The organism is Streptomyces sp. NPDC032161 (assembly GCF_040636995.1).
Classification (GTDB): Bacteria; Actinomycetota; Actinomycetes; order Streptomycetales; family Streptomycetaceae; genus Streptomyces.
Genome location: NZ_JBEZVN010000001.1, coordinates 1,188,840 through 1,214,170 on the forward strand (window position 1 = coordinate 1,188,840; position 25,331 = coordinate 1,214,170).

Below are 25,331 nucleotides of genomic sequence, written 5' to 3' on the forward strand. Positions count from 1 at the left end.
TCCGCCCACGACTGCCGGATCGTCTCGCGGGGCGGTTCGGCGGTACTGAGGGCGTCCAGACTCCTCCGCAGCGTCGCCCACCAGGTGTCCGGCAGCCCCGGATCCTCGGTGAGGTCGGGGTGGATGGGGAGATGACCGGCTGGGCGGTATAGTCGATCAGCTCCGCCTCGAAGACGTGGACGCGGCAGAGCGCGCCGCCTCCAACTCGGCCACCAGCCGCACGACCCGCCTGTTCCGGGCCCGGCCAAAGCTGTGGCCCGACAGCATGTGCAGCTGGTCCGTCCCACCGGACGCCAGCACCAGCTCCGGGACGTCGGACGAGTAGACCGTGCTCGGCAGGACGGCCACCCGCACTTCCCGGATATCTGCCCACGCGTAGGAGCGCGCATTGAGCAGCCCGGAGTACCGCAGCCCGTCCGGCCCGTAATGGACACCGAACACCGGCGCACGGCACGTCAGCACCACACCCGGCACACCCAGGACAACGACCGGGAGCAGACCGACTACCCCCCTCACTCCCATCGTCATCACGCCCATCGCCATCACGACGGCGAGTGGCAGGCACACACAGCCCATCAGGAAGTACACGAGCGACCAGAGACTGCGCCTCTTCCGCATGTCTGCCCCCCGTTCCGCAGCGCGCGGCGTCGTCCGAGGTCCGGGGGCGCCGCCACCGTTCGTGGACAAGCATACGAACGGTGGCCGCGCAGCCGGGGGCAGGCACCGGCGAGATCCGCAACGCCCGGGCCGACCGCGGCTTCAGGCATCAGCCCAGGGCGGGGGCACGGGTACGTGTGGGATCAGCACCCGGCGGCGTACGACACGAAGCCCGCCCACGCATCCTCGCCGAAGGCAAGCCGCGGCCCCGGCAGGTTCTTCGAGTCGCGGACGTGCACCGCACAGGACTCAGTCGCCACCTCGACGCAAGAGTCTCCTTCGCTGCCGCTGCTGTAACTGCTCTTGAACCACTCCAGCTCGGAAGTGTCCCCGGCAGAGGTCTTGCGGATCATGTCTCTCCCAGCAGTTTTTCGATGAAGGCCAACGACTCCCGTGGCGTGAGAGCCTGGGCCCGGATCATCCCATAACGCAGCTCAAGGATCCTGAGCTGCTTGGGATCGGAGACCGGCCGCCCGGCAAAGGCGCCGTCCGACCGCCCCACCGCGGTGCCGTCCTCGAACTTCAATACTTCGACTCCGCCGCCCATTCCTGCGTGATCCTCACGATCGGTCGGCATCACCTGAATCTCGACGTTCCTCAACTGCCCGATCTCCAGAAGCCGTTCGAGCTGTCGATGCAGCACCATTGTGCCCCCGATGGGGCGGAGCAGCGTCACCTCTTCCTGCACAAAACTGAGCGCAGGGGCGGGTGACCTCTCGAAGACCGCTTGCCTGGCCATGCGCGCGGCCAGCACCCGCTCCACTTCGTCCTGTGAGTATGCGGGCCGCCTCATTTCGAACAACGCCCGCGCATACTCCGATGTCTGCAACAGGCCGTGGATGTTGTGGTTGCTGTACAACCCCATCTCAACCGCTCGCTTCTCCATCTTCGTCAGATCCCGGATCTTCTTCGGGTACCGGACCTCCGCCACATCCGCCTTCATCGCGGCGATCTTCCCGCCCGCCCCCAGCACCTCGTCAGACTTGTCCAGGAACTCCGGCCGGGGGATGCGACGGCCGCCCTCCACCTTGTAGACGAGGTCCTCCCCGTACCCGATGGCTGTCCCGAACTCGCCGGCCCGCAGCCCCGCCGCCTCCCGCCACGCCTTGATCTGGCGGCCCACCGCCGCGACCACGACCGCCCCCGAATCGTCGTCGGCATCGACGTCCCAGCCCGGCTCGTCCGCCCCGGTGTCCCCGCGTTCCGTACCGGCCTCATCCACGCTCATCCGTGCCCCACTTCCGACGCGCTTACCGTTCTCGACCCAACCCCTGACGCCCCCGACACGTCACCCCGGACGGCCGGGACAACACTGGATGAGCCCCGGACAACACCCGTACGCATGAGGCTCATTGGGCCACTTCACGGTACGCACGCCCGGCCCCGCCGAGAGACGTGTCCCAAGAAGTCACCCGAACCGAACATTCCGCTCCCACCCGTCCGGATGCCCCAGGCCCCCACCTGTACCCATTCGATGGCGCGGACCAGGCAACCCTCCCCCGTCGATCTCCGTCTATCCCTCCGCAGCAGCGGTGGCACCCGCCGCGACCTGCGCGTACCAGTACGCAGCACCGGCCCGTGGACCGGTCGGCCGCTGCGCGTGAGGCGGACGGAGCACGGCGTGGCGGATCGACTCGTACCGGATCGACGTGCGGCGGACCGGCCCGCGGCACGCGCGGTGCCTGTGGGCGCCACCTCTCCCCCGGACCGGTCCCGGCCCAGCGCCTCCCCCGCGCTCCCACGCCGCGCCCTCCTGACGGTCGCGACCGTCGCCACAAGCACGGCGGCGCTCGGCGCGTGTACCGCCCCCGCACCGCCCCGCCGCCGCGACCCCGCCGCGAACCCACTGCCCGGACTGCCGATCAGCGCCTCGCGACCGGCGCTGATGATGCAGGTCCTCGCCCATCCCGACGACGACCTGTACTTCATGAACCCCGACACCCAGCAGGCGTTCCGCGGCGGAACGCCCCTGGTGTGCGTGTACCTGACCGGTGGCGAGGCCAATGGTGTCAACCGGGTGCCCGGCCGCCCGGCGTCCGCACCCGACAAGGCCGCGTACTCCTCCGCCCGGCACCAGGGACTGCGCCAGGCGTACGCGACCCTGCTCGGCGTCGACCGGTTCACGCACTGGCAGGAGTCCGTCATCGACCTGCCCGGCGGCCACCGCGCCGAGATCAACCGGCTCGCGCACGACGGCCGCAGGATCGAGCTGATCCACCTCAACACGGCCATGCACACCACCTACGGACGGCTCGGGCTGCCCAGCCTCTGGCAGGACCGGCGGCTCGTGCTGCCCACCGTCGTCGCCGACGGCTCACCGCTGCGGCAGGCCGGTTCGTACACGTACGACGGTCTGGTCGACGTCCTGGCGGGGCTGTTCGACCGGTACCGGCCGACCGTCGTGCACACCCTGGACCCGGACCCCGACATCCAGCACAGCAGCGAGGCCGAGCGGCGCCGGGACAGCGAGCAGCAGGGCTACTCCGACCACCCCGACCACACCGCGGCCGCGCTGTTCACCTGGACGGCGCTGATCCGCTGGGTGGCGCGGACCACCCGGGGCGGCGGCGAGGTGCCGGGCTTCGTCACCACCGCGTACCGCGCCTACTACAACCGGCACTGGCCCAAGAACCTGCCGGCCGCCGTCCTCGCGGAGAAGGCCGCGCTCCTGGTGCCGTACGGGGGTTCGCCCGACTGGGACTGCGGCAACCCGGCCGGCTGCGGCGACTACAACGTGGGCGGCGACCGGCCGCTCACCAACCGGAAGGGCTGGGTACGGTCCACCCACCACCGCTACCCGGGCCCCCAACCCGTCCTCGGCGCCGAACCGGACGGCCGACTCGTCGCGTACGGGGTACTGGCGCTGCGCGCGGTCCGCTGGCGCGAGACCGCGCCGGGCGGCGGGACGTGGGGCGCGCCGGACGACCTCGGCGGCGGCCCGCTCGCCCCGGTGCTCGGCGGCGCGGCCCTCTCCGACGGGCGGCAGCTCTTGTTCGGCCTGCGGTTCGCCGCGCTCGGCGGGCACGGGACGGACAACGCGCGCGAGATCGCCGTACTCGAACAGCGCTCCCCCGGCGGCGCCTTCCGCGCCTGGGAGGGGCTGGGCAATCCGGAGCACGGCCAGGACGCGGGCCGCCGGATCGGCGTCCCGGTCGCGGTCACCGCCCCCGACGGGCGGGTCCATCTCTTCGTACGGAACGCGGAGAAAGGGCTCAGCACCCGGGTACGGGGCACGGACGGCCGCTGGAACGACTGGCGGGACATGGGCGGCGGCGAGGTCCAGGACGGGCTGAACACCATGGTGGACGCCGCCGGACGGGTCCACGTCTTCGCGGCGGGCCGGTTCGCGGTGCACCACTGGACGCAGGACACCCCCGAGGACCCGGTCACCGCGCGCACCCAGATCGGCGGGGTGCCGGTCCCGGGCAACGGCCCGGCCGCCCTGCCGTCCCCGGACGGGACCATCGACCTCTTCTACCACGCGGCGGCGAAGGCCGCGCTGACCACCGTGCGGACCGGCGAGACGCCGGACGGGAACGTACTCGACGGCCGGGGCCCGGCCACCGGCGACTACACCGGCCTCGAAGGCCGCGGCCGGATCCTCGGCGACCGCCCCGGCCTCACCGGCTACGGCCCCGTCGCCGCGGCCGGCCCGGCACACTCCCCCGTGCTGCTCGGCCGCACCGAGAAGGGCCTGGTCCAGGTGCGCACGCCCCGCGGCCTCTCCGTACGGCGGCAGGGCCCGGTGCCCCTCGACTCCCCGGCCCTGCACCTGGCCCAGGACGGCCGCCCGGCGGTCGCGGCCCTGGGCGTCGACGCCCACCCCTGGCTCTGGCGCCCCTGACCCGTCGGAACTACGACACAGGCGGGCCGACGCCGAAAAACCGCAGGTGGCATCCTCTCATCATGATCAAGGTGCTGATAGCCGAAGATCTCACGGTGGTACGAGAAGGGCTGGTCTCCGTGCTGGGCCGGGAGCCGGGCATCGAGGTCGTGGCCCACACCGCCCGCGGCGACGAGGTGCTCCCAGCCGCCCTGGCAACTCGGCCCGACGTGGCGGTGCTGGATGTGGCCATGCCCGGTCAGGACGGCATCGCCACGGCCCGTCAGCTCACCGAACGGCTGCCGTCGTGCCGCACCCTCGTCCTGACCGTGCTCGACCTCCCGGGCCACCTGCGCGCGGCCCGGGAGGCGGGTGCGGCCGGCTATCTGTTGAAGTCGGCCTCGGCCAGGCAGGTCCTGACCGCGATCCGCACCGTGGCGGCGGGCGGCCGGGCGTACGACCCGGATCTGCTCGCCGAGGAACACGATGCCGGGGTCTCCCCGCTCACCCCGCGCGAAACCGAGATCCTGCGGCTGGCCGCCCAGGGCATGGGCGCTGCGGAGACAGCGGCCGAACTGTTCCTCTCCGTACGCACCGTCCGCAACCACCTGTCCCTCGCCACAGGCAAACTCCACGCACGCACCCTCGTGGACGCGGTACGCATCGCGAAACGGCACGGATGGATATGACGTCCGTACCCTGCTGTCGCCCTGACGACGGCACCCGGATGCCCCTTCGCGGTAATTCGGCCCCGCACCTCGTCGACGGAGAACGAACTGAGAAAGGCACTGGATGGTCCCGACGGCCCCTGGCTGTCGGGACCATCCAGTGCCCCTTCAACTACGAACGCGCGCTCCTGTCAAGGGCGCTGACAGAGGCCGGATCAGGTTCCGTCCCTGCTGTCCGTCTCCTCCCGCCTCCTCTTCAGCCCCTGCCGGATCTCACCGGCCGCGCCCACCGAAATCGCGACGCCGAGGGATATCTCCAGCACCCCCCATATCAGGGACCATCCGGAGTCACCGAACCTACTGATCCCGCTTCCCAGCATGAAGGGAACGAAGACCAGAAGAAAAGTCAACTTGTATCGATGCATCGATCCTTCTCCCTCACAGGCCGAACTGATGTCACCGGCAACTGGACTTTCCCGTGTATTTTCTGCAGACCGCGCGGCGACCGTCGTTGGTCAACGCATCGTTCCAGTCATCCTTGAATCGCCGATTTGTTTTCCAGTTCCGGAAATCGCCCACCACAGTCTGCGCACCCCAGCCTGCCCCGGCACAGTGGATGAAGTTACTGCCGGACTTAAAGCATCTCCGAACCGTTGAGCGAGGACTCTTCGCGGCGCGCCACATATTACGGACCGTCTTCACCCGACCGAACGGAGAGACGAGACCCGCCACGCCGATCGCGAACTTTCCGGAGTGGTAAACCGACCGCCAATTCGGGTTGCGACCGATTCGGTGCATCTTGTTGGTGAATCGCTTCCACTGCTTTTTCGCCCAACTCCACCTGCCGTCGAGGTCGAACCGGTTCACCGGGTCGCCATGTGTGTACTCGTAGGCGTTCGCATTGCCCCCGTACACCGGGTCCACCGAGAGGAACCGCCCGGTGACCGGGATGTAGAGACGCACTCCCATCAGCGTCAGCCCGGTCGGCGTCTCGGCCGAGCGCTGCTTGCCGCCGAGCCAGCCGTAGCGGACCGGTGACTGGCCGGCGCGCGGATTGCCGTACTCGTCGCTGTCGAGGGCGACGATGTCGCCCCCTGCCGTGAGCGGGAGAGCGAGCATCACATCGCCGTGGACATTGGCGAGTTGCAGAACGGCGTCACCCGCCGCCCCCGTCGTCGCGGCCAGGTCACCCGACGCGGACTCGACATTACGGCTCACCGCGCCACTCGTTCCCGCAGCCGTGTCCTCCTCCGTCCAGCGGGGACTGTCCCCATCGCCGTCATAGTGGTTGAGCTTGGATACCGACCGGGTCCAGGTGCCGTCGACGTCCGTCTCGACGGTCCAGGCACGGAAACGGCGTCTCCCCTGACCCCATGCGAATCCGAGATCCTGCGGCTGGCGGCCCAGGGCATGAGCGCCGCGGAGACGGCGGCCGACCTCTCCGTGCGCACCGTCCGCAACCACCTCTCCCTCGCCACGGGCAAACTGCACGCACGCACCCTCGTGGACGCGGTACGCATCGCGGAACGGCACGGATGGATATGACATACGTGTCCCGGACCGCGACTCGACCTCTGGTCTCGGAGAGCGACTCCACCAGGGCTTCCAGTGCGGCCCGGGAACAGATCCGGCGCGATGCCCGCGCGAGGGAATCCGCTTCACGGCACTTCCTGGAGCTGATGAGGGGGTGTGCCGGCATGACGAGCACGTAGCCGACACACCCACTCAAGCACCTGTCACATCCGCGATGCCCCGTCGTCCGCACTTCCGTCCGCCCCGCTGGAATCCCGGGGGCGGTCGACGAAGTACGCAGGCGTGTCGAGGAAGTGCGCGAGAACCCGGTCCCTCGTCTCCTCGTCCGTCACTCGCCGAAGTACGGCGATCTTTTCGACAGGTATCGACATCTGCTTCACGGCCGGGTCGTCGTCCTGCGATTCGATCATCACGATCGACTTCACGAACCCGCCACGCGGTTTCTTGGTCGCGAGCACATACCGGATGCCCGGGGGAGCGAGATGGGCAGGGAGGACGTGAGCGATGTCCGAGGCATTTTCCGGGGCGATCTCATAGAGTTCACCGGCCCGTTCAGCCCTCTCGTCCATGTCCGTCTTCCCGTGCTGGCCTCCTACGAGCCTCCGGCAGAAGATCCCGGCCACGACGGAGAGAACCGCGACCAAGGCCGTGGCCCATCCGCTGCCCAGGCCGACGACAACAGCCGTCGCGACCAGTCCGCAGACGACGCCTCCGCAGACCAGCGTCCAGCTACGACGTGGTTTTCCCACGCTCTTCCCATCCTTTCCTCGTCCGCTCGCAGAGTTCTTCCGGTGCAGCGTTCCTCAAGGGGTTTCGGCTCAACGGAGCTTTCGCCACTTCCAGTTCATGCGCCATTTCGCGACCCGCACCTTCGCGTTCAGCCGCCACATGGCCGTCTTGGTGCCGAACGACGTACCCCGGCTGATCCTCGCGGCAAGACCGCCGCCGACTGCTCCTCCCCCGCCCGCCAAGGCGAACTGCCCCCAGCGCCAGTTCCGCGTACCGGCAAATCAGACGGAGGGAGCGCCGTTCACTCGACACACGACCGGCTGTCGATCTCCTCGGGGGACATCGGACCGTCAGCCGTCCAGAAATGTCCCTCGGAAAGCCGGGCCATGGTGACTTCGGAGAGAGAGAAAGCGACTTCCGGTCCACCGGAAGCTCCGGCCAGTGTGAAGGAAACCGCCAGTTCCTCCGGCAGGTTCCGCGGCTGTGCCCCAAGCCCCGGTTTCAGAAACGCCGCGGCTTCCCAGAGCCTCACTTCGCCACGTCGGCCTGCCTCGGCCCTAGGCGCGGACGCCTGCCACAGCAGTCGCTCGGCTTCGTTGTCGAAGACTTCGACCTTCTCCACACTCTCGTCCGGACAGACCGGAGCTTTCACCGTGATAAGCGCGCCGTCGATCCTGACGCCCACAGGCCGAGGTCCCGGGTCAGACATCATGAAGACACCGGCGACCCACACCCCGGCGGCCGCCAAGCACGCCACAGCGACCACACCGAACAGCACGAACGGCCACCAAGACCGCCTTGAGGGCTGCTTCAGCACGAGTACCCCCCATCGGCCCATCCAGCACGCCGCTCCCACTTGTTGCGGCACGGATTGACCCCCGCCCTGAAGTACATATAGCCGAAGCGAAGGCCATAGCGCTGCCATTGCTTCTTGTGGCGGCGTTCATGCTTCATGAGCCGAGGCGTGACCCTGCTGCTCGTAAAGAATGTCGTACCGAGCGTCGTTCCTCCGCGGCTGTGCAGGCCACGAGAGCCCGAGCAGACTCTCATGCCGTAGCTGTACCGACATCTGTAGCCGAGATACCGGGTCCCCACATACGCCGTGGTAACACCGAGCATGCTTGCTTGCTGACGGTTCCACTGGCCCCTGACCCGACTATGACCGCGCTTCAGGTAGTACCAGCCGAGTCGTACGGCTGGGCTGATCCGCGGCTTCCACCACTTTCCATCGAGATCGAACTGATTGACCGGATCTGCCGGGTAGCCGTACCGGTTGTCGCCTCCCCCGTACACCGGGTCCACCGAGAGGAACCGTCCGGTGACCGGGTTGTAGAGACGCACTCCCATCAGCGTCAGCCCGGTCGGCGTCTCGGCCGAGCGCTGCTTGCCGCCGAGCCAGCCGTAGCGGACCGGTGACTGGCCGGCGCGCGGATTGCCGTACTCGTCGCTGTCGAGGGCGACGATGTCGCCCCCTGCCGTGAGCGGGAGAGCGAGCATCACATCGCCGTGGACATTGGCGAGTTGCAGAACGGCGTCACCCGCCGCCCCCGTCGTCGCGGCCAGGTCACCCGACGCGGACTCGACATTACGGCTCACCGCGCCACTCGTTCCCGCAGCCGTGTCCTCCTCTATCCAGCGGGGGCTGTCCCCGTCGCCGTCGTAGTGGTTGCGCTTGGCCGCGACAGGTTCGCCGAGAGAATCTTCTGTCCGCCGAACTTGGCGACGTCGAACTTCAGGTACGACCGTGCCTTCGTCGTACCACCGTCGTACGTCCCGGACTTCAGTTCCTTGGACGAGGACTGCGAGTCCGGATAGTTGGTCGCCACCCAGGTGTCGGTGGACGCCGCCAGGGTCGAGGTGGGGTCGACGGTCACGGGGTAGGTGAGCCCGGACGTCCGGAAGTACTCCGGGGCGGGCCTGAGCACCAGCGTCGAGCCGTCCTTCGCCGTCTCGACGCTGGTGTCCACCTGAGCGAGATGCCGGGACTCACCGGACGCGGGATCGACCGAGGAGTCCCACATCACCGGCGCCGGCGCCTCGGCGGTCAGCTTTCCCGCCGCGTCCTTCAGCAACAGCCGTCCGGTCTCGTCGTCCCGGGACAGCGTGAGGCCCTTCAGCCGCATCGGGACGCGGTAGACGAGCGGCCGGTCCGGTGCCTTGTCCAGGACGACGTTCTGCTCGAACCCGTCGGCCAGCGCCCGTACCGTCAGCGTCTGGTCGCCGCCCAGGTCGTAGGAGGCGAGGTCTCCGTCGATCTCTGCCTTGGGAAGCGCGTCCTGCCAGCCCATGCCGAACGACTTCGCCCCACGCTCGACGGATGCCAGCGGGCCCGGCCCGGTGGTTCCTCCGCCGGACACCGTGATGTCGGCGAGTGCCGTACGCGGTTCGTAGTCCCCGTCGACCCGTTCCAGTTCGGTGTCGATGTCGGCCCACGCGCCGTTGTCCTCACGCATGCGCACCGGCGCCGCGAACACCTCGGCCGACAGACTCCCGTCCGGCTCCGCGTACGTGGTCGAGGTCTCCGTCCGTTCGGAAAGGGCCTCCACGCGATAGCCCGAGAGCCGGGCCGCGACCCGCGCCGCGTTCACGTCCGCGGCCTCGGTGACCTTCTTCGCGGGCGCGGGCGCGGTACGGGCCGGGGCCGCCCGGTCGGCCTGCAGGGCGATGGCCTCGCCGGTCGTCGCCACGGTGACAGCCCCCTCCGCGACCATCAGACCGGCCAACACCAGCGCGATCCGGGGCAGGGCCCGTCTTCTTCTGCCCGAGTTCGACAACCGCAGCGGCCTCGGCGTCCTGCTCGCCACCCTGATCACCGCGGGCAGCGTCTACGGCATCGCCCAGCTCTCCCTGTTCGTCGCTCGGCTGCACGCCGCCCAGAACCATGCCGCCCGGGTGGCCGTGCAGACCGAACGTGACCGGGTCGCCCGCGACCTGCACGACGTCCTCGGTTCGGCACTCGCTCTGATCGCCGTCCGCGCCGCCGCGGGCGCGGGCGGCGACGAACCCGCCGCCGCCCTCGACGAGATCGCCGGTATCGCCCGGCACACCCTCGCCGAAGTCCGAGCCGTCTCCCGCGACGGCGTCACACTCTCGCTGTCCACGGAACTGACCCAGGTGGCCCATGTGCTCGGCACCGCCGGCATCACCGTGCACAGCGACACCGCACCGATCAGTGCCGAAGAGCTGCCGCGGGCCGTCGACCACTGTCTCGCCGTCGTCGCACGGGAGGCCGTCGCCAATGTCCTGCGCCATTCCTCCGCGGACCATTGCGCGCTTTCCCTGAGCATCGACCGGCCGACGTCCGACGACCGGTTCGTCGAACTCTCGGTGGGCAACGACCACGCCGCCCCGCCCGGCACGAACACGCCGGGCACCGGTCTCACCGGCCTCACCGCGCGTGCCGCGGCACTCGGCGGAACCGTCACCACCGAACGGCCGTCACCAGGGCATTTCGTCCTGCGGGCGCGGCTGCCCCTGCCGAGCGGCGGCTGTCCGCCCCGGTCGCCGGGCCCGGCAGCCGCGCACCGCGCACACCACTGACCCCGTCTCCGGACGAGACGCCGCTCCATGACACCGGCCCGCAGGTGCCGCTCCGGTCCTGAGCGGCACCGTCGGCCCCCTGCGAGGCGCCCCCGCACACATCGAAGGGCCCCGGTCCACCGCGAACGCGGCGGGCCGGGGCCCTTCTTGGTGCTCTGTGCGGAGCAACCAGGTCAGACGGTCAAGTACACAGGTACTTACTTGACGATCTTGGTGACCTGGCCGGCGCCCACGGTCCGGCCACCCTCACGGATGGCGAACTTCAGGCCCTCCTCCATGGCGACCGGCTGGATCAGCTGGACCGACATGACGGTGTTGTCGCCCGGCATGACCATCTCGGTGCCCTCGGGAAGGGTCACGACGCCGGTCACGTCCGTGGTACGGAAGTAGAACTGCGGGCGGTAGTTGTTGAAGAACGGGGTGTGGCGGCCACCCTCGTCCTTCGACAGGATGTAGGCCTGGGCCTCGAACTCGGTGTGCGGCGTGACCGAACCGGGCTTGATGATGACCTGGCCGCGCTCGACGTCCTCGCGCTTGATGCCACGGAGGAGCAGACCGACGTTCTCACCGGCCTGGCCCTCGTCGAGCAGCTTGCGGAACATCTCGATGCCGGTGACCGTGGTGGTGGTCTTCTCCGGACGGATACCGACGATGTCGACGGTCTCGTTGACCTTGAGGACACCGCGCTCGATACGACCGGTGACGACGGTGCCACGACCGGTGATCGTGAACACGTCCTCGATCGGCATCAGGAACGGCTTGTCGACGTCACGCTCGGGCTGCGGGATGGCCTCGTCGACGGCCTTCATCAGCTCGAGGACGGACTGGCCCCACTCCTTGTCGCCCTCAAGGGCCTTCAGAGCGGAGACCTTGACGACCGGAACGTCGTCGCCCGGGAACTCGTACTCGGAGAGGAGCTCACGAACCTCGAGCTCGACGAGCTCCAGGATCTCCTCGTCGTCCACCATGTCGGCCTTGTTCAGGGCGACGACGATGTACGGAACGCCGACCTGGCGGGCCAGGAGCACGTGCTCCTTGGTCTGCGGCATCGGGCCGTCGGTGGCGGCGACCACGAGGATGGCGCCGTCCATCTGCGCGGCACCGGTGATCATGTTCTTGATGTAGTCGGCGTGACCCGGGCAGTCGACGTGCGCGTAGTGACGCTGCTCCGTCTGGTACTCGACGTGCGCGATGGAGATGGTGATACCGCGCTGGCGCTCCTCAGGAGCCTTGTCGATCTGGTCGAAGGCCGAGGCCTCGTTCAGGTCCGGGTACGCGTCGTGCAGCACCTTGGTAATGGCGGCCGTGAGGGTCGTCTTACCGTGGTCGATGTGACCGATGGTGCCGATGTTGACGTGCGGCTTAGTCCGCTCGAACTTCGCCTTCGCCACTGGGTCCTCCTGTGGAGTGGTTCTGTACGCCTTGCTTCATCGGCGCCAGGGTGATCTTTGCTGGGATGCCGGGGCCGGGGGCGTCCGACGCGTCGCTGGTGCTCCGCGTCGGACGCCCCACCAGGCTCCGGTGACAAGCCTAAAGCGTGAGCTCGGGAGAGTTACTCGCCCTTGGCCTTCGCGATGATCTCCTCGGCGACGTTCCGCGGAACCTCGGCGTAGGAGTCGAACTGCATCGAGTAGCTTGCGCGACCCGAGGTCTTGCTGCGGAGGTCTCCGACGTAGCCGAACATCTCCGAAAGGGGCACGAGGCCCTTCACGACGCGAGCGCCGCTGCGCTCCTCCATGGCCTGGATCTGGCCACGGCGGGAGTTGATGTCACCGATGACATCGCCCATGTAGTCCTCGGGCGTGGTGACCTCGACGGCCATCATCGGCTCGAGGAGCACGGGGGACGCCTTGCGCGCGGCCTCCTTGAAGGCCTGCGAACCGGCGATCTTGAAGGCCAGCTCGGAGGAGTCGACCTCGTGGTAGCCACCGTCGAGAAGAATGACGCGGACGCCCGTCATCTCGTAGCCGGCCAGGATGCCGAACTGCATGGCCTCCTGCGCACCCGCGTCCACCGAGGGGATGTATTCCTTGGGGATGCGGCCACCGGTGACCTTGTTGACGAACTCGTACGAGGCCTCGCCGCCCTCGATGGGCTCGATCGCGATCTGCACCTTGGCGAACTGACCGGTGCCACCGGTCTGCTTCTTGTGGGTGTAGTCGACGCGCTCGACGGCCTTGCGGATCGTCTCACGGTACGCGACCTGCGGCTTGCCGACGTTCGCCTCGACGCGGAACTCGCGCTTCATGCGGTCGACGAGCACTTCGAGGTGCAGCTCGCCCATACCACCGATGATGGTCTGGCCGGTCTCCTCGTCGGAGTGCACCTGGAAGGACGGGTCCTCCTCGGAGAGGCGCTGGATGGCGACACCCAGCTTCTCCTGGTCACCCTTGGACTTGGGCTCGATGGCGACCTGGATGACCGGTGCCGGGAAGTCCATGGACTCCAGGATCACCGGCGCCTTGTCGTCGCAGAGCGTCTCACCGGTGGTGGTCTGCTTCAGGCCCATGACGGCGATGATGTCGCCGGCGCCCACCGAGTCGATCTCCTCACGCTTGTTCGCGTGCATGCGGTAGATCTTCCCGATGCGCTCCTTCTTGCCCTTGACGGAGTTCAGCACCGAGGTGCCGGAATCCAGGCGGCCCGAGTAGACCCGGACGAAGGTGAGCTTGCCGAGGTGCGGGTCGCTCATGATCTTGAACGCCAGCGCCGCGAGCGGCTCGTCGTCGGACGGCTTGCGCTTGACGACGACCTCGGGGTCCTTGACGTCGTGGCCCTCGATGGCCTCGACGTCCAGGGGGGAGGGCAGGAAGCGCACGACGGCGTCGAGCAGGGGCTGGACGCCCTTGTTCTTGAACGCGGTGCCGCAGAACACCGGGGTGACGGTCGTCTCGCCGCCCTTGCCGGAGTTGATCGTGATGCGACGGATCGCGGCGTAGAGCTGCTCCGCGGTGGGCTCCTGGCCCTCCAGGTACAGCTCCATGATCTCTTCGTCGTTCTCCGCGACCGACTCGAGCAGCTTGCCGCGCCACTCGTCGGCGGCCTCGGCCAGCTCGGCCGGGATGTCGACGATGTTGTACGCCTCGCCCTTGGTCGCTTCCACGGGGTAGACGAACGCCTTCATGGTCACGAGGTCGACGACACCCGTGAAGTCGGCCTCGGCACCGATCGGCAGCTGCATCACGATCGGGGTCGCGCCGAGGCGGTCCGTGATCATGCCGACGCAGCGCAGGAAGTCGGCGCCGGTGCGGTCGAGCTTGTTGACGAAGCAGATGCGCGGAACGCCGTAGCGGTCCGCCTGACGCCATACGGTCTCGGACTGCGGCTCGACGCCCGCGACACCGTCGAACACGGTGACGGCGCCGTCGAGGACGCGGAGCGAACGCTCCACCTCGACGGTGAAGTCGACGTGGCCCGGGGTGTCGATGATGTTGATCGTGTGGTCAACATCATCGAGCGGCCAGTGGCAGGTCGTCGCGGCGGACGTGATGGTGATGCCGCGCTCCTGCTCCTGCTCCATCCAGTCCATCGTGGCGGAACCCTCGTGGGTCTCGCCGATCTTGTACGAAACGCCGGTGTAGAACAGGATCCGCTCGGTGGTGGTCGTCTTGCCCGCGTCGATGTGGGCCATGATCCCGATGTTGCGGACCTTGGCCAGGTCAAGCGAAGTGGTGGCCATAAGGCTCAGTCTTCTCTCGGTCTCGATGTGGGTAGCGACTACCAGCGGTAGTGCGCGAAGGCCTTGTTGGACTCGGCCATCTTGTGGGTGTCCTCACGCTTCTTGACGGCAGCGCCAAGACCGTTGGACGCGTCGAGCAGCTCGTTCATGAGGCGCTCGGTCATGGTCTTCTCGCGGCGGGCGCGGGAGTAACCCACGAGCCAGCGCAGCGCGAGCGTGGACGCACGGCCGGGCTTGACCTCGATCGGCACCTGGTAGGTGGCACCACCGACGCGGCGGGACTTGACCTCCAGCGACGGCTTGACGTTCTCGAGCGCGCGCTTCAGCGTGATGACCGGGTCGTTGCCGGTCTTCTCGCGGAGGCCCTCCATGGCGCCGTACACGATCCGCTCAGCGGTGGAACGCTTGCCGTCGAGCAGGATCTTGTTGATCAGCGAGGTGACAAGAGGAGAGTTGTAGACCGGGTCGATGATGACCGGGCGCTTCGGGGCGGGGCCCTTACGAGGCATTCTTACTTCTCCTTCTTGGCGCCGTAGCGGCTGCGGGCCTGCTTGCGGTTCTTGACACCCTGGGTGTCGAGCGAGCCGCGGATGATCTTGTAGCGAACACCCGGCAGGTCCTTCACACGGCCACCACGCACGAGCACGATGGAGTGCTCCTGCAGGTTGTGTCCCTCACCCGGGATGTAGGCCGTGACCTCGATACCGGAGGTCAGACGCACACGCGCGACCTTACGGAGCGCCGAGTTCGGCTTCTTCGGGGTGGTCGTGAACACACGCGTGCAGACGCCGCGGCGCTGGGGCGAACCCTCGAGTGCGGGCGTCTTGTTCTTTTCGACCTTGTCCTGCCGGCCCTTGCGGACCAGCTGCTGGATCGTAGGCACTACTTCTCCGGTTTCTGTGTGCCGTTCGTCAAACTAACCTGGAACGTCACCGACCCACGCGGTCGGGTGTGTCGAATCCTGCAGGCCACTGCCGCAAGGCAGGACTGGCGCAGATTGCGGCGGCCGTAGAGGAACTCGCCATGCGGCTGAAGACACGCACACGAGCCCAGGCACACCCCAGGCACAAGGTCTGAGCGTACCTACCTCGTCGACTCCGGTCAAAACAAATGCGTCTCACACCGACACGCCGGGGTTCTTCAGCCGACCGAACCGGGGCCACGCATTCCTCGAAAGGCGCCGATCAGCCGGCCCGACCGCCTTGCGTCTGGTTCAGCCCATTCCGCTCGAGGTGGTTCCGAATCAGCAGAAGATCGTCCCGATCCTTCTGCCGAGTGGATCTTCCCTTCCATGCGAGTACCTCCAGAAGGGGGCAGAACGGTATCCCGCAGATGAATTCCGCTCTCTCGATGAGGGAGTCCGGACTCGATGATCCGGGCAGCCAGGAGTCGAAGAATTCCAGGGATCCGTCGAAGAGCCGCACCATACGTCCGTGCCCGGAGGGCGCCGGAACCGGTTCGGCCAGATCGGCGACGGCCTTCCAGGCCGCCCCTCTTGCCACGATGTCCAGGTCGCCCACGTTCTCCCTGATCCCATGGGCCAGGAGCGGTCCGCTCCCCGCTACCACGTAATCCTTGTGGGCCAGGCCGAGGGACAGCAGTCTCCGGACGAGTGGGTGCTTGGTGAGGTCCAAGTGCCTCTCCTTCTAGAGGACGGACAGTCCCACTGCTGAACGAGCGGCCATTCCCATCACCAAGGACGCGATGACACTCGCCAGTGTACCGATGAGGAAATACTCGGAGGCGTGTTTGCCGTGGTCGTTCGTAGGGACCCTGGCCAGCGACTTGGCGGCCAGCACAAGAGCTGCGGCTTCGGGCTGACCGGCGGCGATGAAGACGAAGAGAAGCCCGCGCTCCAGCAAGCCGATGTTCTTGCTTCCGCTCATGAAATCCAGTGCCTTGGTCTTCTCCGGGCCGTCCGGCATCGACTCGACCTCCGCGCACACCGGTGCCGTGGCCGCCTTGCTCAGAGCCCCACCGCCGAACACCGCCAGGAGAAGTGCGGACAGAAAGATCGCCGCTCGGTCGCTGAGCAGGAACTCCCCGCTCAACGTGGCCGTCTTTCTCCCGGCCGTCCACAGCGCCAGAACCGCCGCGAGGGCCATGAGGACCACGCCGGCCCGCCTCGCCGCCATCGAGGCGCCACTGCTCAGGGGCAGGGTCAGTGAGAAGCCCGGCGACCACGCCCCGGCCGAGTGGTGCATGAGGGCCGATCCGCCCGCGAGCAGTACGGCGATCGCGAAGGCCCACCACGCCTTCGCCTCGTCCATGTACGGAGCGATGACGTACACGCCGTACAACGTCACGAAGGAGACGGCCAGCCACGGCCGGGTGCGTTGCCAGCCCGTCCCCCACGGCATCGATAAGGCCGCCGACAATCCGAAGAACACCCGTGTCGTTTCCACGCCCGCCCCCAAGGTCTGCCCACAGGATCTCGTCGAGAGAATCCCGGACTTTATCGCGATGCCCGCGCCCCGATCACCGTTTCACCGAACCCCCACGACACGCCGGAGGGCGGCCACCCCCACGGGGTGACCGCCCTCCGGATCAGGCATCGGATCAGACGTACGCCTTACTGGTTGTACGGACCGTAGTCGTAGTCCTCCAGCGGAACGGCCTGGCCGGAGCCCGTGCCGAACGGCGAGTAGTCGATGTCGTCGTAGCCGACGGCCGAGTACATCGCGGCCTTGGCCTCCTCGGTCGGCTCGACCCGGATGTTGCGGTAGCGGGACAGGCCCGTACCGGCCGGGATGAGCTTACCGATGATGACGTTCTCCTTGAGGCCGATGAGGCTGTCGGACTTGGCGTTGATCGCCGCGTCCGTCAGGACTCGGGTCGTCTCCTGGAAGGAGGCGGCCGACAGCCAGGACTCCGTCGCCAGCGAGGCCTTGGTGATACCCATCAGCTGCGGACGGCCGGAGGCGGGGTGACCGCCCTCGGTGACCACACGACGGTTCTCGGTCTCGAACTTCGAGCGCTCGACGAGCTCGCCCGGCAGCAGCTCCGCGTCGCCGGACTCGATGATCGTCACGCGGCGCAGCATCTGCCGGATGATGATCTCGATGTGCTTGTCGTGGATCGACACACCCTGCGAGTTGTAGACCTTCTGGACCTCGCCGACCAGGTGGACCTGGACCGCGCGCTGGCCGAGGATGCGCAGCACGTCGTGCGGGTTGGTGGCACCCACGGTGAGCTTCTGGCCCACCTCGACGTGGTCGCCCTCGCCCACCAGCAGACGGGCGCGCTTCGAGATCGGGTAGGCCGTCTCGTCGCTGCCGTCGTCCGGGGTGACGACGATCTTCTTGGTCTTCTCGGTCTCCTCGATGCGGACGCGGCCGGCCGCCTCCGAGATCGGGGCGACGCCCTTGGGCGTACGGGCCTCGAAGAGCTCGACGACACGGGGCAGACCCTGGGTGATGTCGTCACCGGCCACACCACCGGTGTGGAAGGTACGCATCGTCAGCTGGGTACCGGGCTCACCGATGGACTGGGCGGCGATGATGCCGACCGCCTCACCGATGTCGACCAGCTTGCCGGTGGCGAGCGAGCGTCCGTAGCAGAAGGCACAGGTGCCGACCGCGGACTCGCAGGTCAGGACCGAGCGGGTCTTGACCGTCTCGACGCCGGCGGCGACCAGCGCGTCGATCAGGACGTCACCGAGGTCGACGTTGGCCGGTGCGATGACCTTGCCGTCGACGACGACGTCCTCGGCGAGCATGCGGGCGTAGACCGAGGTCTCGACGTCCTCCGCCTTGCGGAGCACGCCGTCGGCGCCCTTCTCGGCGATCCGCAGCTTCAGGCCGCGGTCGGTGCCGCAGTCCTCCTCGCGGATGATCACGTCCTGCGAGACGTCCACCAGACGACGGGTCAGGTAACCCGAGTCGGCGGTACGCAGGGCGGTGTCCGCCAGACCCTTACGGGCACCGTGCGTGGAGATGAAGTACTCCAGCACGGACAGGCCCTCGCGGAAGGACGCCTTGATGGGACGCGGGATCGTCTCGTTCTTCGCGTTCGACACCAGACCACGCATACCGGCGATCTGCCTCATCTGCATCATGTTTCCTCGGGCACCCGAGTCGACCATCATGAAGATGGGGTTGGTCTTGGGGAAGTTCTCGTTCATGGCCTCGGCAACCTCGTTGGTCGCCTTGGTCCAGATCGCGATGAGCTCCTGAGTGCGCTCGTCCTTGGTGATCAGACCGCGCTCGTACTGCTTCTGGACCTTCTCGTCCTGCGCCTCGTAGCCCGCGACGATCGCCTTCTTGGCCTCGGGGACCACGACGTCGGAGATGGCCACGGTGACACCGGAACGGGTCGCCCAGTAGAAGCCCGCCGCCTTCAGGTTGTCGAGCGTCGCCGCCACGATGACCTTGGGGTAGCGCTCGGCGAGGTCGTTGACGATCTCGGAGAGCTGCTTCTTGCCGACCGAGTAGTCGACGAACGGGTAGTCCTCGGGCAGCAGCTCGTTGAAGAGCGCGCGGCCCAGGGACGTACGCAGCCGGAACGAGTCGCCCTGCTGGTACTCACGCTCCCCGACGCCGTCGTCCCCTGCCTCGGCGACCGGCGGCACCCAGCCGCGCGGCGGGATGGTGCCCACCGGGAAGCGGATGTCGACCTTCGCCTGGAGCGACAGCTCGCGGGCGTCGAAGGCCATGATCGCCTCGGCCGTGGAGCCGAAGGAACGGCCCTGTCCGACGACGTTGCGCTCCTCCTCGTCCGTGGTGAGGAAGAACAGGCCCAGCACCATGTCCTGGGTCGGCATGGTGACGGGACGGCCGTCGGCCGGCTTCAGGATGTTGTTCGAGGACAGCATCAGGATGCGGGCCTCGGCCTGCGCCTCCGCGGAGAGCGGCAGGTGGACGGCCATCTGGTCACCGTCGAAGTCCGCGTTGAACGCGGTGCAGACGAGCGGGTGGATCTGGATGGCCTTGCCCTCGACCAGCTGCGGCTCGAAGGCCTGGATGCCGAGGCGGTGCAGCGTGGGCGCACGGTTCAGCAGCACCGGGTGCTCGGCGATGACCTCTTCGAGGACGTCGTACACCACGGTGCGACCGCGCTCGACCATGCGCTTGGCCGACTTGATGTTCTGCGCGTGGTTCAGGTCGACCAGGCGCTTCATCACGAACGGCTTGAACAGCTCCAGCGCCATGGCCTTCGGCAGACCGCACTGGTGCAGCTTCAGCTGCGGGCCGACGACGATCACGGAACGCGCCGAGTAGTCGACACGCTTGCCGAGCAGGTTCTGACGGAAACGACCCTGCTTGCCCTTCAGCATGTCGCTGAGGGACTTCAGCGGGCGGTTGCCGGGACCCGTCACCGGGCGGCCGCGACGACCGTTGTCGAAGAGGGCGTCAACGGCCTCCTGAAGCATGCGCTTCTCGTTGTTGACGATGATCTCCGGGGCACCGAGGTCCAGGAGCCGCTTCAGACGGTTGTTGCGGTTGATCACACGGCGGTACAGGTCGTTCAGGTCGGAGGTCGCGAAGCGGCCACCGTCCAGCTGCACCATCGGACGCAGGTCCGGCGGGATGACCGGCACGCAGTCGAGCACCATGCCCTTGGGCTTGTTGCTGGTCTGCAGGAACGCGGAGACGACCTTGAGGCGCTTGAGCGCGCGGGTCTTCTTCTGGCCCTTGCCGGTGCGGATGATCTCGCGGAGCTTCTCGGCCTCCTCCTCCAGGTCGAAGGACTCCAGCCGCTTCTGCAGGGCGGCGGCGCCCATGCAGCCGTCGAAGTACGTGCCGAAGCGGTCACGCAGCTCGCGGTAGAGCAGCTCGTCGCCCTCCAGGTCCTGGACCTTGAGGTTCTTGAAGCGATTCCACACCTCGTCGAGGCGGTCGATCTCGCGCTGCGCGCGGTCGCGCAGCTGCTTCATCTCGCGCTCGGCGCCCTCGCGCACCTTGCGGCGCACATCGGCCTTGGCGCCCTCGGCCTCCAGCTCGGCCAGGTCGGTCTCGAGCTTCTTGGCGCGGGCCTCCAGGTCGGCGTCGCGGCGGTTCTCGATCTGCTGGCGCTCGACGGAGACGTGCGCCTCCAGCGAGGGCAGGTCGCGGGTACGCCGCTCCTCGTCCACGTACGTGATCATGTACGCGGCGAAGTAGATGACCTTCTCCAGGTCCTTCGGCGCCAGGTCGAGCAGGTAGCCCAGGCGCGACGGGACGCCCTTGAAGTACCAGATGTGGGTGACGGGAGCGGCGAGCTCGATGTGGCCCATGCGCTCACGGCGCACCTTGGCGCGCGTGACCTCGACGCCACAGCGCTCACAGATGATGCCCTTGAAGCGGACACGCTTGTACTTGCCGCAGTAGCACTCCCAGTCCCGGGTCGGACCGAAGATCTTCTCGCAGAAGAGTCCGTCCTTTTCGGGCTTGAGCGTGCGGTAGTTGATGGTCTCCGGCTTCTTCACTTCGCCGTGCGACCAGGTCCGGATGTCGTCCGCGGTGGCGAGGCCGATCCGCAGCTCGTCGAAGAAGTTGACGTCGAGCACTTGTCGTCAATCCCTCTTTCGGGGGTTCGAGCCCCCTCGCGTCAGGCGAGAAATATGGGGCACTTCAGCAATGGTCTGAACGGGTCCGGGGAGAGCCGGCCGGATCACGAGGATCCGGCCGGCCAACCCGTCAGACCTCTTCGACGCTGCTCGGCTCGCGCCGGGACAGGTCGATACCGAGCTCCTCCGCCGCGCGGAAGACGTCCTCGTCCGTGTCGCGCATCTCGATGGACATGCCGTCCGAGGACAGCACCTCCACGTTGAGGCAGAGCGACTGCATTTCCTTGATGAGCACCTTGAAGGACTCGGGGATGCCGGGCTCGGGGATGTTCTCGCCCTTGACGATGGCCTCGTAGACCTTCACGCGACCGGTCACGTCGTCGGACTTGATCGTCAGGAGCTCCTGGAGGGCGTATGCGGCGCCGTATGCCTCAAGGGCCCACACCTCCATCTCACCGAAGCGCTGACCACCGAACTGCGCCTTACCACCCAGCGGCTGCTGCGTGATCATCGAGTACGGACCCGTCGAACGCGCGTGCAGCTTGTCGTCGACGAGGTGGTGCAGCTTGAGGATGTACATGTAGCCGACCGAGACCGGGTCCGGGAACGGCTCGCCGGAGCGGCCGTCGAACAGCTTGGCCTTGCCGGAGGGCTGCACCAGGCGGTCGCCGTCGCGGTTCGGGATCGTGGCCTCGAAGAGACCGGAGATCTCGTCCTCGCGCGCACCGTCGAAGACGGGGGTGGCGACATTGGTGCCGGGGGCGACCTGGTCGGCGCCGATCGTCTGGAGGCGCTTGGCCCAGTCGTCGGCGAGGCCGGAGACGTCCCAGCCGCGGCTGGCGAGCCAGCCGAGGTGGATCTCCAGGACCTGTCCCGGGTTCATTCGGGACGGGACACCCAGCGGGTTGAGGATGATGTCGACGGGGGTGCCGTCCTCCAGGAACGGCATGTCCTCGATCGGCAGGATCTTCGAGATGACGCCCTTGTTGCCGTGACGGCCGGCGAGCTTGTCACCGTCGGTGATCTTGCGCTTCTGCGCGACGTAGACGCGGACCAGCTGGTTCACGCCGGGCGGCAGCTCGTCGCCCTCCTCGCGGTCGAAGACGCGGACGCCGATGACCTTGCCGATCTCGCCGTGCGGGACCTTCAGCGAGGTGTCGCGGACCTCGCGCGCCTTCTCACCGAAGATCGCGCGGAGCAGGCGCTCCTCGGGGGTCAGCTCGGTCTCGCCCTTGGGCGTGACCTTGCCGACGAGGATGTCACCGGCGACGACCTCGGCACCGATGCGGATGATGCCGCGCTCGTCGAGGTCGGCGAGGACCTCCTCGGAGACGTTCGGGATGTCCCGGGTGATCTCCTCGGGGCCGAGCTTGGTGTCACGGGCGTCGACCTCGTGCTCCTCGATGTGGATCGAGGAGAGGACGTCGTCCTGCACGAGGCGCTGCGACAGGATGATCGCGTCCTCGTAGTTGTGACCCTCCCACGGCATGAACGCCACGAGCAGGTTCTTGCCCAGGGCCATCTCGCCGTTCTCGGTGGCCGGACCGTCGGCGAGGACCTGGTCGGCGACGACCCGGTCGCCCTCGGAGACGATGACCTTCTGGTTGACCGAGGTGCCCTGGTTGGAGCGCATGAACTTGGCGATGCGGTACGTGGTGTACGTGCCGTCGTCGTTCGTCACGGTGATGTAGTCCGCGGAGACCTCCTGGACCACACCGTCCTTCTCGGCCTTCAGCACGTCACCGGCGTCGGTGGCGCAGCGGTACTCCATGCCGGTGCCGACGAGCGGCGCCTCGGACTTGATCAGCGGCACCGCCTGCCGCATCATGTTCGCCCCCATGAGGGCGCGGTTGGCGTCGTCGTGCTCCAGGAAGGGGATCATCGCGGTGGCGACGGACACCATCTGGCGCGGGGAGACGTCCATGTAGTCGACGTCCGCGGCGGACACGTAGTCGACCTCGCCGCCGCGGCGGCGGACCAGGACGCGGGGCTCGACGAAGCGCAGCTCCTCGGAGAGGGGCGCGTTCGCCTGGGCGATGACGAAGCGGTCCTCCTCGTCGGCGGTGATGTAGTCGACCTCGTCGGTGACCTGGCCGTCGACGACCTTGCGGTACGGCGTCTCGATGAAGCCGAACGCGTTGACGCGGCCGTACGAGGCGAGCGAACCGATCAGACCGATGTTCGGGCCTTCGGGGGTCTCGATCGGGCACATGCGTCCGTAGTGGGACGGGTGCACGTCACGGACCTCGAAGCCGGCCCGCTCACGGGAGAGACCACCCGGGCCGAGCGCGGACAGACGACGCTTGTGCGTCAGCCCGGACAGCGGGTTGTTCTGGTCCATGAACTGGGACAGCTGGCTGGTGCCGAAGAACTCCTTGATGGAGGCGACGACCGGCCGGATGTTGATCAGGGTCTGGGGCGTGATCGCCTCGACGTCCTGGGTCGTCATGCGCTCCCGCACGACGCGCTCCATACGGGCGAGACCCGTACGGACCTGGTTCTGGATGAGCTCGCCGACGTTGCGCAGGCGGCGGTTGCCGAAGTGGTCGATGTCGTCGGTCTCGACGACGATCGTGCGGCCGGACTCGCCGACCGTCTCGGTCTCACCGGCGTGCAGCTTGACCAGGTACTTGATGGTCGCGATGACGTCGTCGGTGGTGAGCACGCCGGCGTCCAGCGGCTCGTCGGCGCCGAGCTTCTTGTTGACCTTGTAGCGGCCGACCTTCGCGAGGTCGTAGCGCTTCGGGTTGAAGTAGAGGTTCTCCAGCAGCGTCTGGGCGGCCTCGCGCGTCGGCGGCTCGCCCGGACGGAGCTTGCGGTAGATGTCGAGCAGCGCGTCGTCCTGGCCCTGGGTGTGGTCCTTCTCCAGGGTGGCGCGCATGGACTCGTACTCGCCGAACTCCTGCAGGATCTGCTCGGTGGTCCAGCCGAGCGCCTTCAGCAGGACGGTGACGGACTGCTTGCGCTTGCGGTCGATACGGACACCGACCATGTCGCGCTTGTCGATCTCCATCTCCAGCCAGGCACCCCGGGACGGGATGATCTTGGCGGAGAAGATGTCCTTGTCGGACGTCTTGTCGATGGAGGAGTCGAAGTAGACACCCGGCGAACGGACCAGCTGCGACACGACGACACGCTCGGTGCCGTTGATGACGAAGGTGCCCTTGTTCGTCATGAGCGGGAAGTCGCCCATGAAGACCGTCTGGGACTTGATCTCACCGGTCTCGTTGTTGGTGAACTCCGCCGTGACGAAGAGCGGGGCGGCGTACGTGAAGTCGCGCTCCTTGCACTCGTCGATCGAGTTCTTCGGGGGCTCGAAGCGGTGGTCGCGGAACGTGAGCGACATCGACCCGGAGAAGTCCTCGATCGGGGAGATCTCCTCGAAGATTTCCTCCAGTCCGGACTTGGTGGGGACGTCTTGTCCACTGTCCAGAGCAGCCTCGACGCGAGCCTTCCAGGCGGCATTGCCGAGGAGCCAGTCGAAGCTCTCGGTCTGCAGCGCGAGGAGGTTCGGAACCTCGAGGGGCTCCTTGATCTTTGCAAAGGAGATGCGCAGCGGGGCGGTGCTGGCACCGTTGTTCGTATTCGCGGTCGAGGCGTTGCGCGAGGCGGCCAAGAGGGGGTCCTTCCGAGGGCTCGGACTCACTACGCGCGTACCGGTCCCAAGCTGGACGCCGCGACGGTCGGTTCCTGGCTCCGGCCGGAAAAGGCCAGGTCAGAGACGTGTGATCGTCGGTGCTCAAGCGTGGGCATGCCCCTGGTGACGGGCAGGGGGCAGCTAACAGGCAGCGCAAAGGGACAGTGTAGCCAAACGGCACACTGATGTCCAGTGAGGGTTCTCAGAGACCCACGTTGCTCGCACCAGTTGTTCTCAACACCTATTGGTCCTGCGCGTGCTGCGCTCTTCTTTACTGCCCACTTCGGCCACGATCCATGCCTCGGATTCGGATCGATGTGCTGACGCGTCCTGAGAATCGCGCGCCGCGTCCGGTTCGTCAAGGCCCCCTGCCAGGGGCCGCGCCCCGGCAGCAGCCGACGCCGGACGGCCGTCCCCCGAGAGGCAACGGCGATGATCACCATACTCGTCGCCGCAGGAAGAGCAAGGCAGCGGCCCCGGGTACGCCGAAGGGCGACCACCCCGATGGGTGATCGCCCTTCGTCACGCGACCTCCGTGCCGTACGGCACGGGCGGCGGAAGGAGTCGGCCGACTCCTG

Annotated in this window: 20 protein-coding genes and 1 pseudogene; 4 read left to right on the forward strand and 17 right to left on the reverse strand. The window is 67.6% G+C overall.

Translation table 11 applies throughout. The features are described 5' to 3' along the window. Window positions 1-156 precede the first annotated feature (156 nt). The 3 genes from AB0E67_RS05120 to AB0E67_RS05130 form a co-directional block, all read right to left on the reverse strand. Window positions 157-618, reverse strand: coding sequence for a hypothetical protein (locus AB0E67_RS05120; protein WP_362021024.1), 462 nt, complete (start codon window positions 616-618; stop codon window positions 157-159). Between the two features lie 182 nt (window positions 619-800). Next, a complete protein-coding gene (locus AB0E67_RS05125; RefSeq protein ID WP_362021026.1) occupies window positions 801-1,010 on the reverse strand; it encodes a DUF397 domain-containing protein in 210 nt (69 codons plus the stop codon). Continuing rightward, on the reverse strand, window positions 1,007-1,885 hold the full coding sequence (locus tag AB0E67_RS05130) for a helix-turn-helix transcriptional regulator (RefSeq protein WP_362021028.1): 879 nt from the start codon (window positions 1,883-1,885) through the stop codon (window positions 1,007-1,009). Before AB0E67_RS05130 ends, AB0E67_RS05125 begins: the two co-directional genes overlap by 4 nt. A gap of 657 nt (window positions 1,886-2,542) precedes the next feature. Between AB0E67_RS05130 and AB0E67_RS05135 the strand changes: the two genes are divergently transcribed. Both AB0E67_RS05135 and AB0E67_RS05140 read left to right on the forward strand, forming a co-directional pair. After that, complete coding sequence (locus AB0E67_RS05135; RefSeq protein WP_362021482.1) at window positions 2,543-4,501, forward strand: PIG-L family deacetylase; 1,959 nt, start codon at window positions 2,543-2,545, stop codon at window positions 4,499-4,501. Between the two features lie 62 nt (window positions 4,502-4,563). After that, complete coding sequence (locus AB0E67_RS05140; protein ID WP_362021030.1) at window positions 4,564-5,169, forward strand: response regulator transcription factor; 606 nt, start codon at window positions 4,564-4,566, stop codon at window positions 5,167-5,169. A 194-nt stretch (window positions 5,170-5,363) separates the two neighbouring features. On the opposite strand, the gene AB0E67_RS05145 is transcribed toward AB0E67_RS05140, so the two are convergent. Continuing rightward, window positions 5,364-5,573 (reverse strand): hypothetical protein, encoded by a 210-nt coding sequence (locus AB0E67_RS05145; protein WP_362021032.1) that lies wholly within the window; start codon window positions 5,571-5,573, stop codon window positions 5,364-5,366. Window positions 5,574-5,604: 31 nt separating this feature from the next. After that, window positions 5,605-6,504 (reverse strand): annotated as a pseudogene (locus AB0E67_RS05150) (RHS repeat-associated core domain-containing protein); the annotation flags it as partial. Between AB0E67_RS05150 and AB0E67_RS05155 the strand changes: the two are divergent. Continuing rightward, entirely contained in the window at window positions 6,433-6,693 is a 261-nt protein-coding gene (locus AB0E67_RS05155) for a helix-turn-helix transcriptional regulator (RefSeq protein ID WP_362021485.1), read from the forward strand. The pseudogene AB0E67_RS05150 and the gene AB0E67_RS05155 sit on opposite strands and share 72 nt — an antisense overlap. A 191-nt stretch (window positions 6,694-6,884) precedes the next feature. On the opposite strand, the gene AB0E67_RS05160 is transcribed toward AB0E67_RS05155, so the two are convergent. From AB0E67_RS05160 to AB0E67_RS05175, 4 genes are all read right to left on the reverse strand, one after another. After that, window positions 6,885-7,325, reverse strand: a complete 441-nt coding sequence (locus AB0E67_RS05160) for a hypothetical protein (protein WP_362021035.1) — start codon at window positions 7,323-7,325, stop codon at window positions 6,885-6,887. A gap of 386 nt (window positions 7,326-7,711) precedes the next feature. Beyond that, window positions 7,712-8,227 (reverse strand): hypothetical protein, encoded by a 516-nt coding sequence (locus tag AB0E67_RS05165; RefSeq protein ID WP_362021038.1) that lies wholly within the window; start codon window positions 8,225-8,227, stop codon window positions 7,712-7,714. Continuing rightward, complete coding sequence (locus AB0E67_RS05170) at window positions 8,221-9,006, reverse strand: RHS repeat-associated core domain-containing protein (protein WP_362021040.1); 786 nt, start codon at window positions 9,004-9,006, stop codon at window positions 8,221-8,223. Before AB0E67_RS05170 ends, AB0E67_RS05165 begins: the two co-directional genes overlap by 7 nt. A 32-nt stretch (window positions 9,007-9,038) precedes the next feature. Next, entirely contained in the window at window positions 9,039-10,097 is a 1,059-nt protein-coding gene (locus AB0E67_RS05175; protein WP_362021043.1) for a DNRLRE domain-containing protein, read from the reverse strand. A gap of 1 nt (window position 10,098) precedes the next feature. On the opposite strand from AB0E67_RS05175, the gene AB0E67_RS05180 reads away from it, so the two are divergent. Next, window positions 10,099-10,950 (forward strand): histidine kinase, encoded by an 852-nt coding sequence (locus tag AB0E67_RS05180; RefSeq protein WP_362021046.1) that lies wholly within the window; start codon window positions 10,099-10,101, stop codon window positions 10,948-10,950. Between the two features lie 197 nt (window positions 10,951-11,147). Here AB0E67_RS05180 and tuf read toward each other — a convergent pair whose 3' ends face one another. The 8 genes from tuf to rpoB all read right to left on the reverse strand — a co-directional run bounded on the left by tuf (window position 11,148) and on the right by rpoB (window position 24,732). Continuing rightward, window positions 11,148-12,341 carry an elongation factor Tu gene (gene tuf, locus AB0E67_RS05185; RefSeq protein WP_362021049.1) on the reverse strand — a complete coding sequence of 398 codons (1,194 nt, stop codon included), beginning with the start codon at window positions 12,339-12,341 and terminating at the stop codon, window positions 11,148-11,150. A gap of 161 nt (window positions 12,342-12,502) precedes the next feature. Further along, on the reverse strand, window positions 12,503-14,629 hold the full coding sequence (fusA, locus tag AB0E67_RS05190) for an elongation factor G (RefSeq protein WP_362021051.1): 2,127 nt from the start codon (window positions 14,627-14,629) through the stop codon (window positions 12,503-12,505). A 38-nt stretch (window positions 14,630-14,667) separates the two neighbouring features. Continuing rightward, window positions 14,668-15,138 (reverse strand): 30S ribosomal protein S7, encoded by a 471-nt coding sequence (rpsG, locus tag AB0E67_RS05195; protein WP_072485550.1) that lies wholly within the window; start codon window positions 15,136-15,138, stop codon window positions 14,668-14,670. Window positions 15,139-15,140: 2 nt separating this feature from the next. After that, complete coding sequence (gene rpsL, locus AB0E67_RS05200) at window positions 15,141-15,512, reverse strand: 30S ribosomal protein S12 (protein ID WP_003948652.1); 372 nt, start codon at window positions 15,510-15,512, stop codon at window positions 15,141-15,143. Between the two features lie 301 nt (window positions 15,513-15,813). Further along, a complete protein-coding gene (locus tag AB0E67_RS05205) occupies window positions 15,814-16,263 on the reverse strand; it encodes a hypothetical protein (protein WP_362021055.1) in 450 nt (149 codons plus the stop codon). Window positions 16,264-16,275: 12 nt separating this feature from the next. After that, a complete protein-coding gene (locus AB0E67_RS05210; RefSeq protein WP_362021058.1) occupies window positions 16,276-16,989 on the reverse strand; it encodes a hypothetical protein in 714 nt (237 codons plus the stop codon). Window positions 16,990-17,201: 212 nt separating this feature from the next. Beyond that, a complete protein-coding gene (locus AB0E67_RS05215; protein WP_362021061.1) occupies window positions 17,202-21,116 on the reverse strand; it encodes a DNA-directed RNA polymerase subunit beta' in 3,915 nt (1,304 codons plus the stop codon). Between the two features lie 130 nt (window positions 21,117-21,246). Then, on the reverse strand, window positions 21,247-24,732 hold the full coding sequence (rpoB, locus tag AB0E67_RS05220; protein ID WP_362021064.1) for a DNA-directed RNA polymerase subunit beta: 3,486 nt from the start codon (window positions 24,730-24,732) through the stop codon (window positions 21,247-21,249). Window positions 24,733-25,331 lie beyond the last annotated feature (599 nt).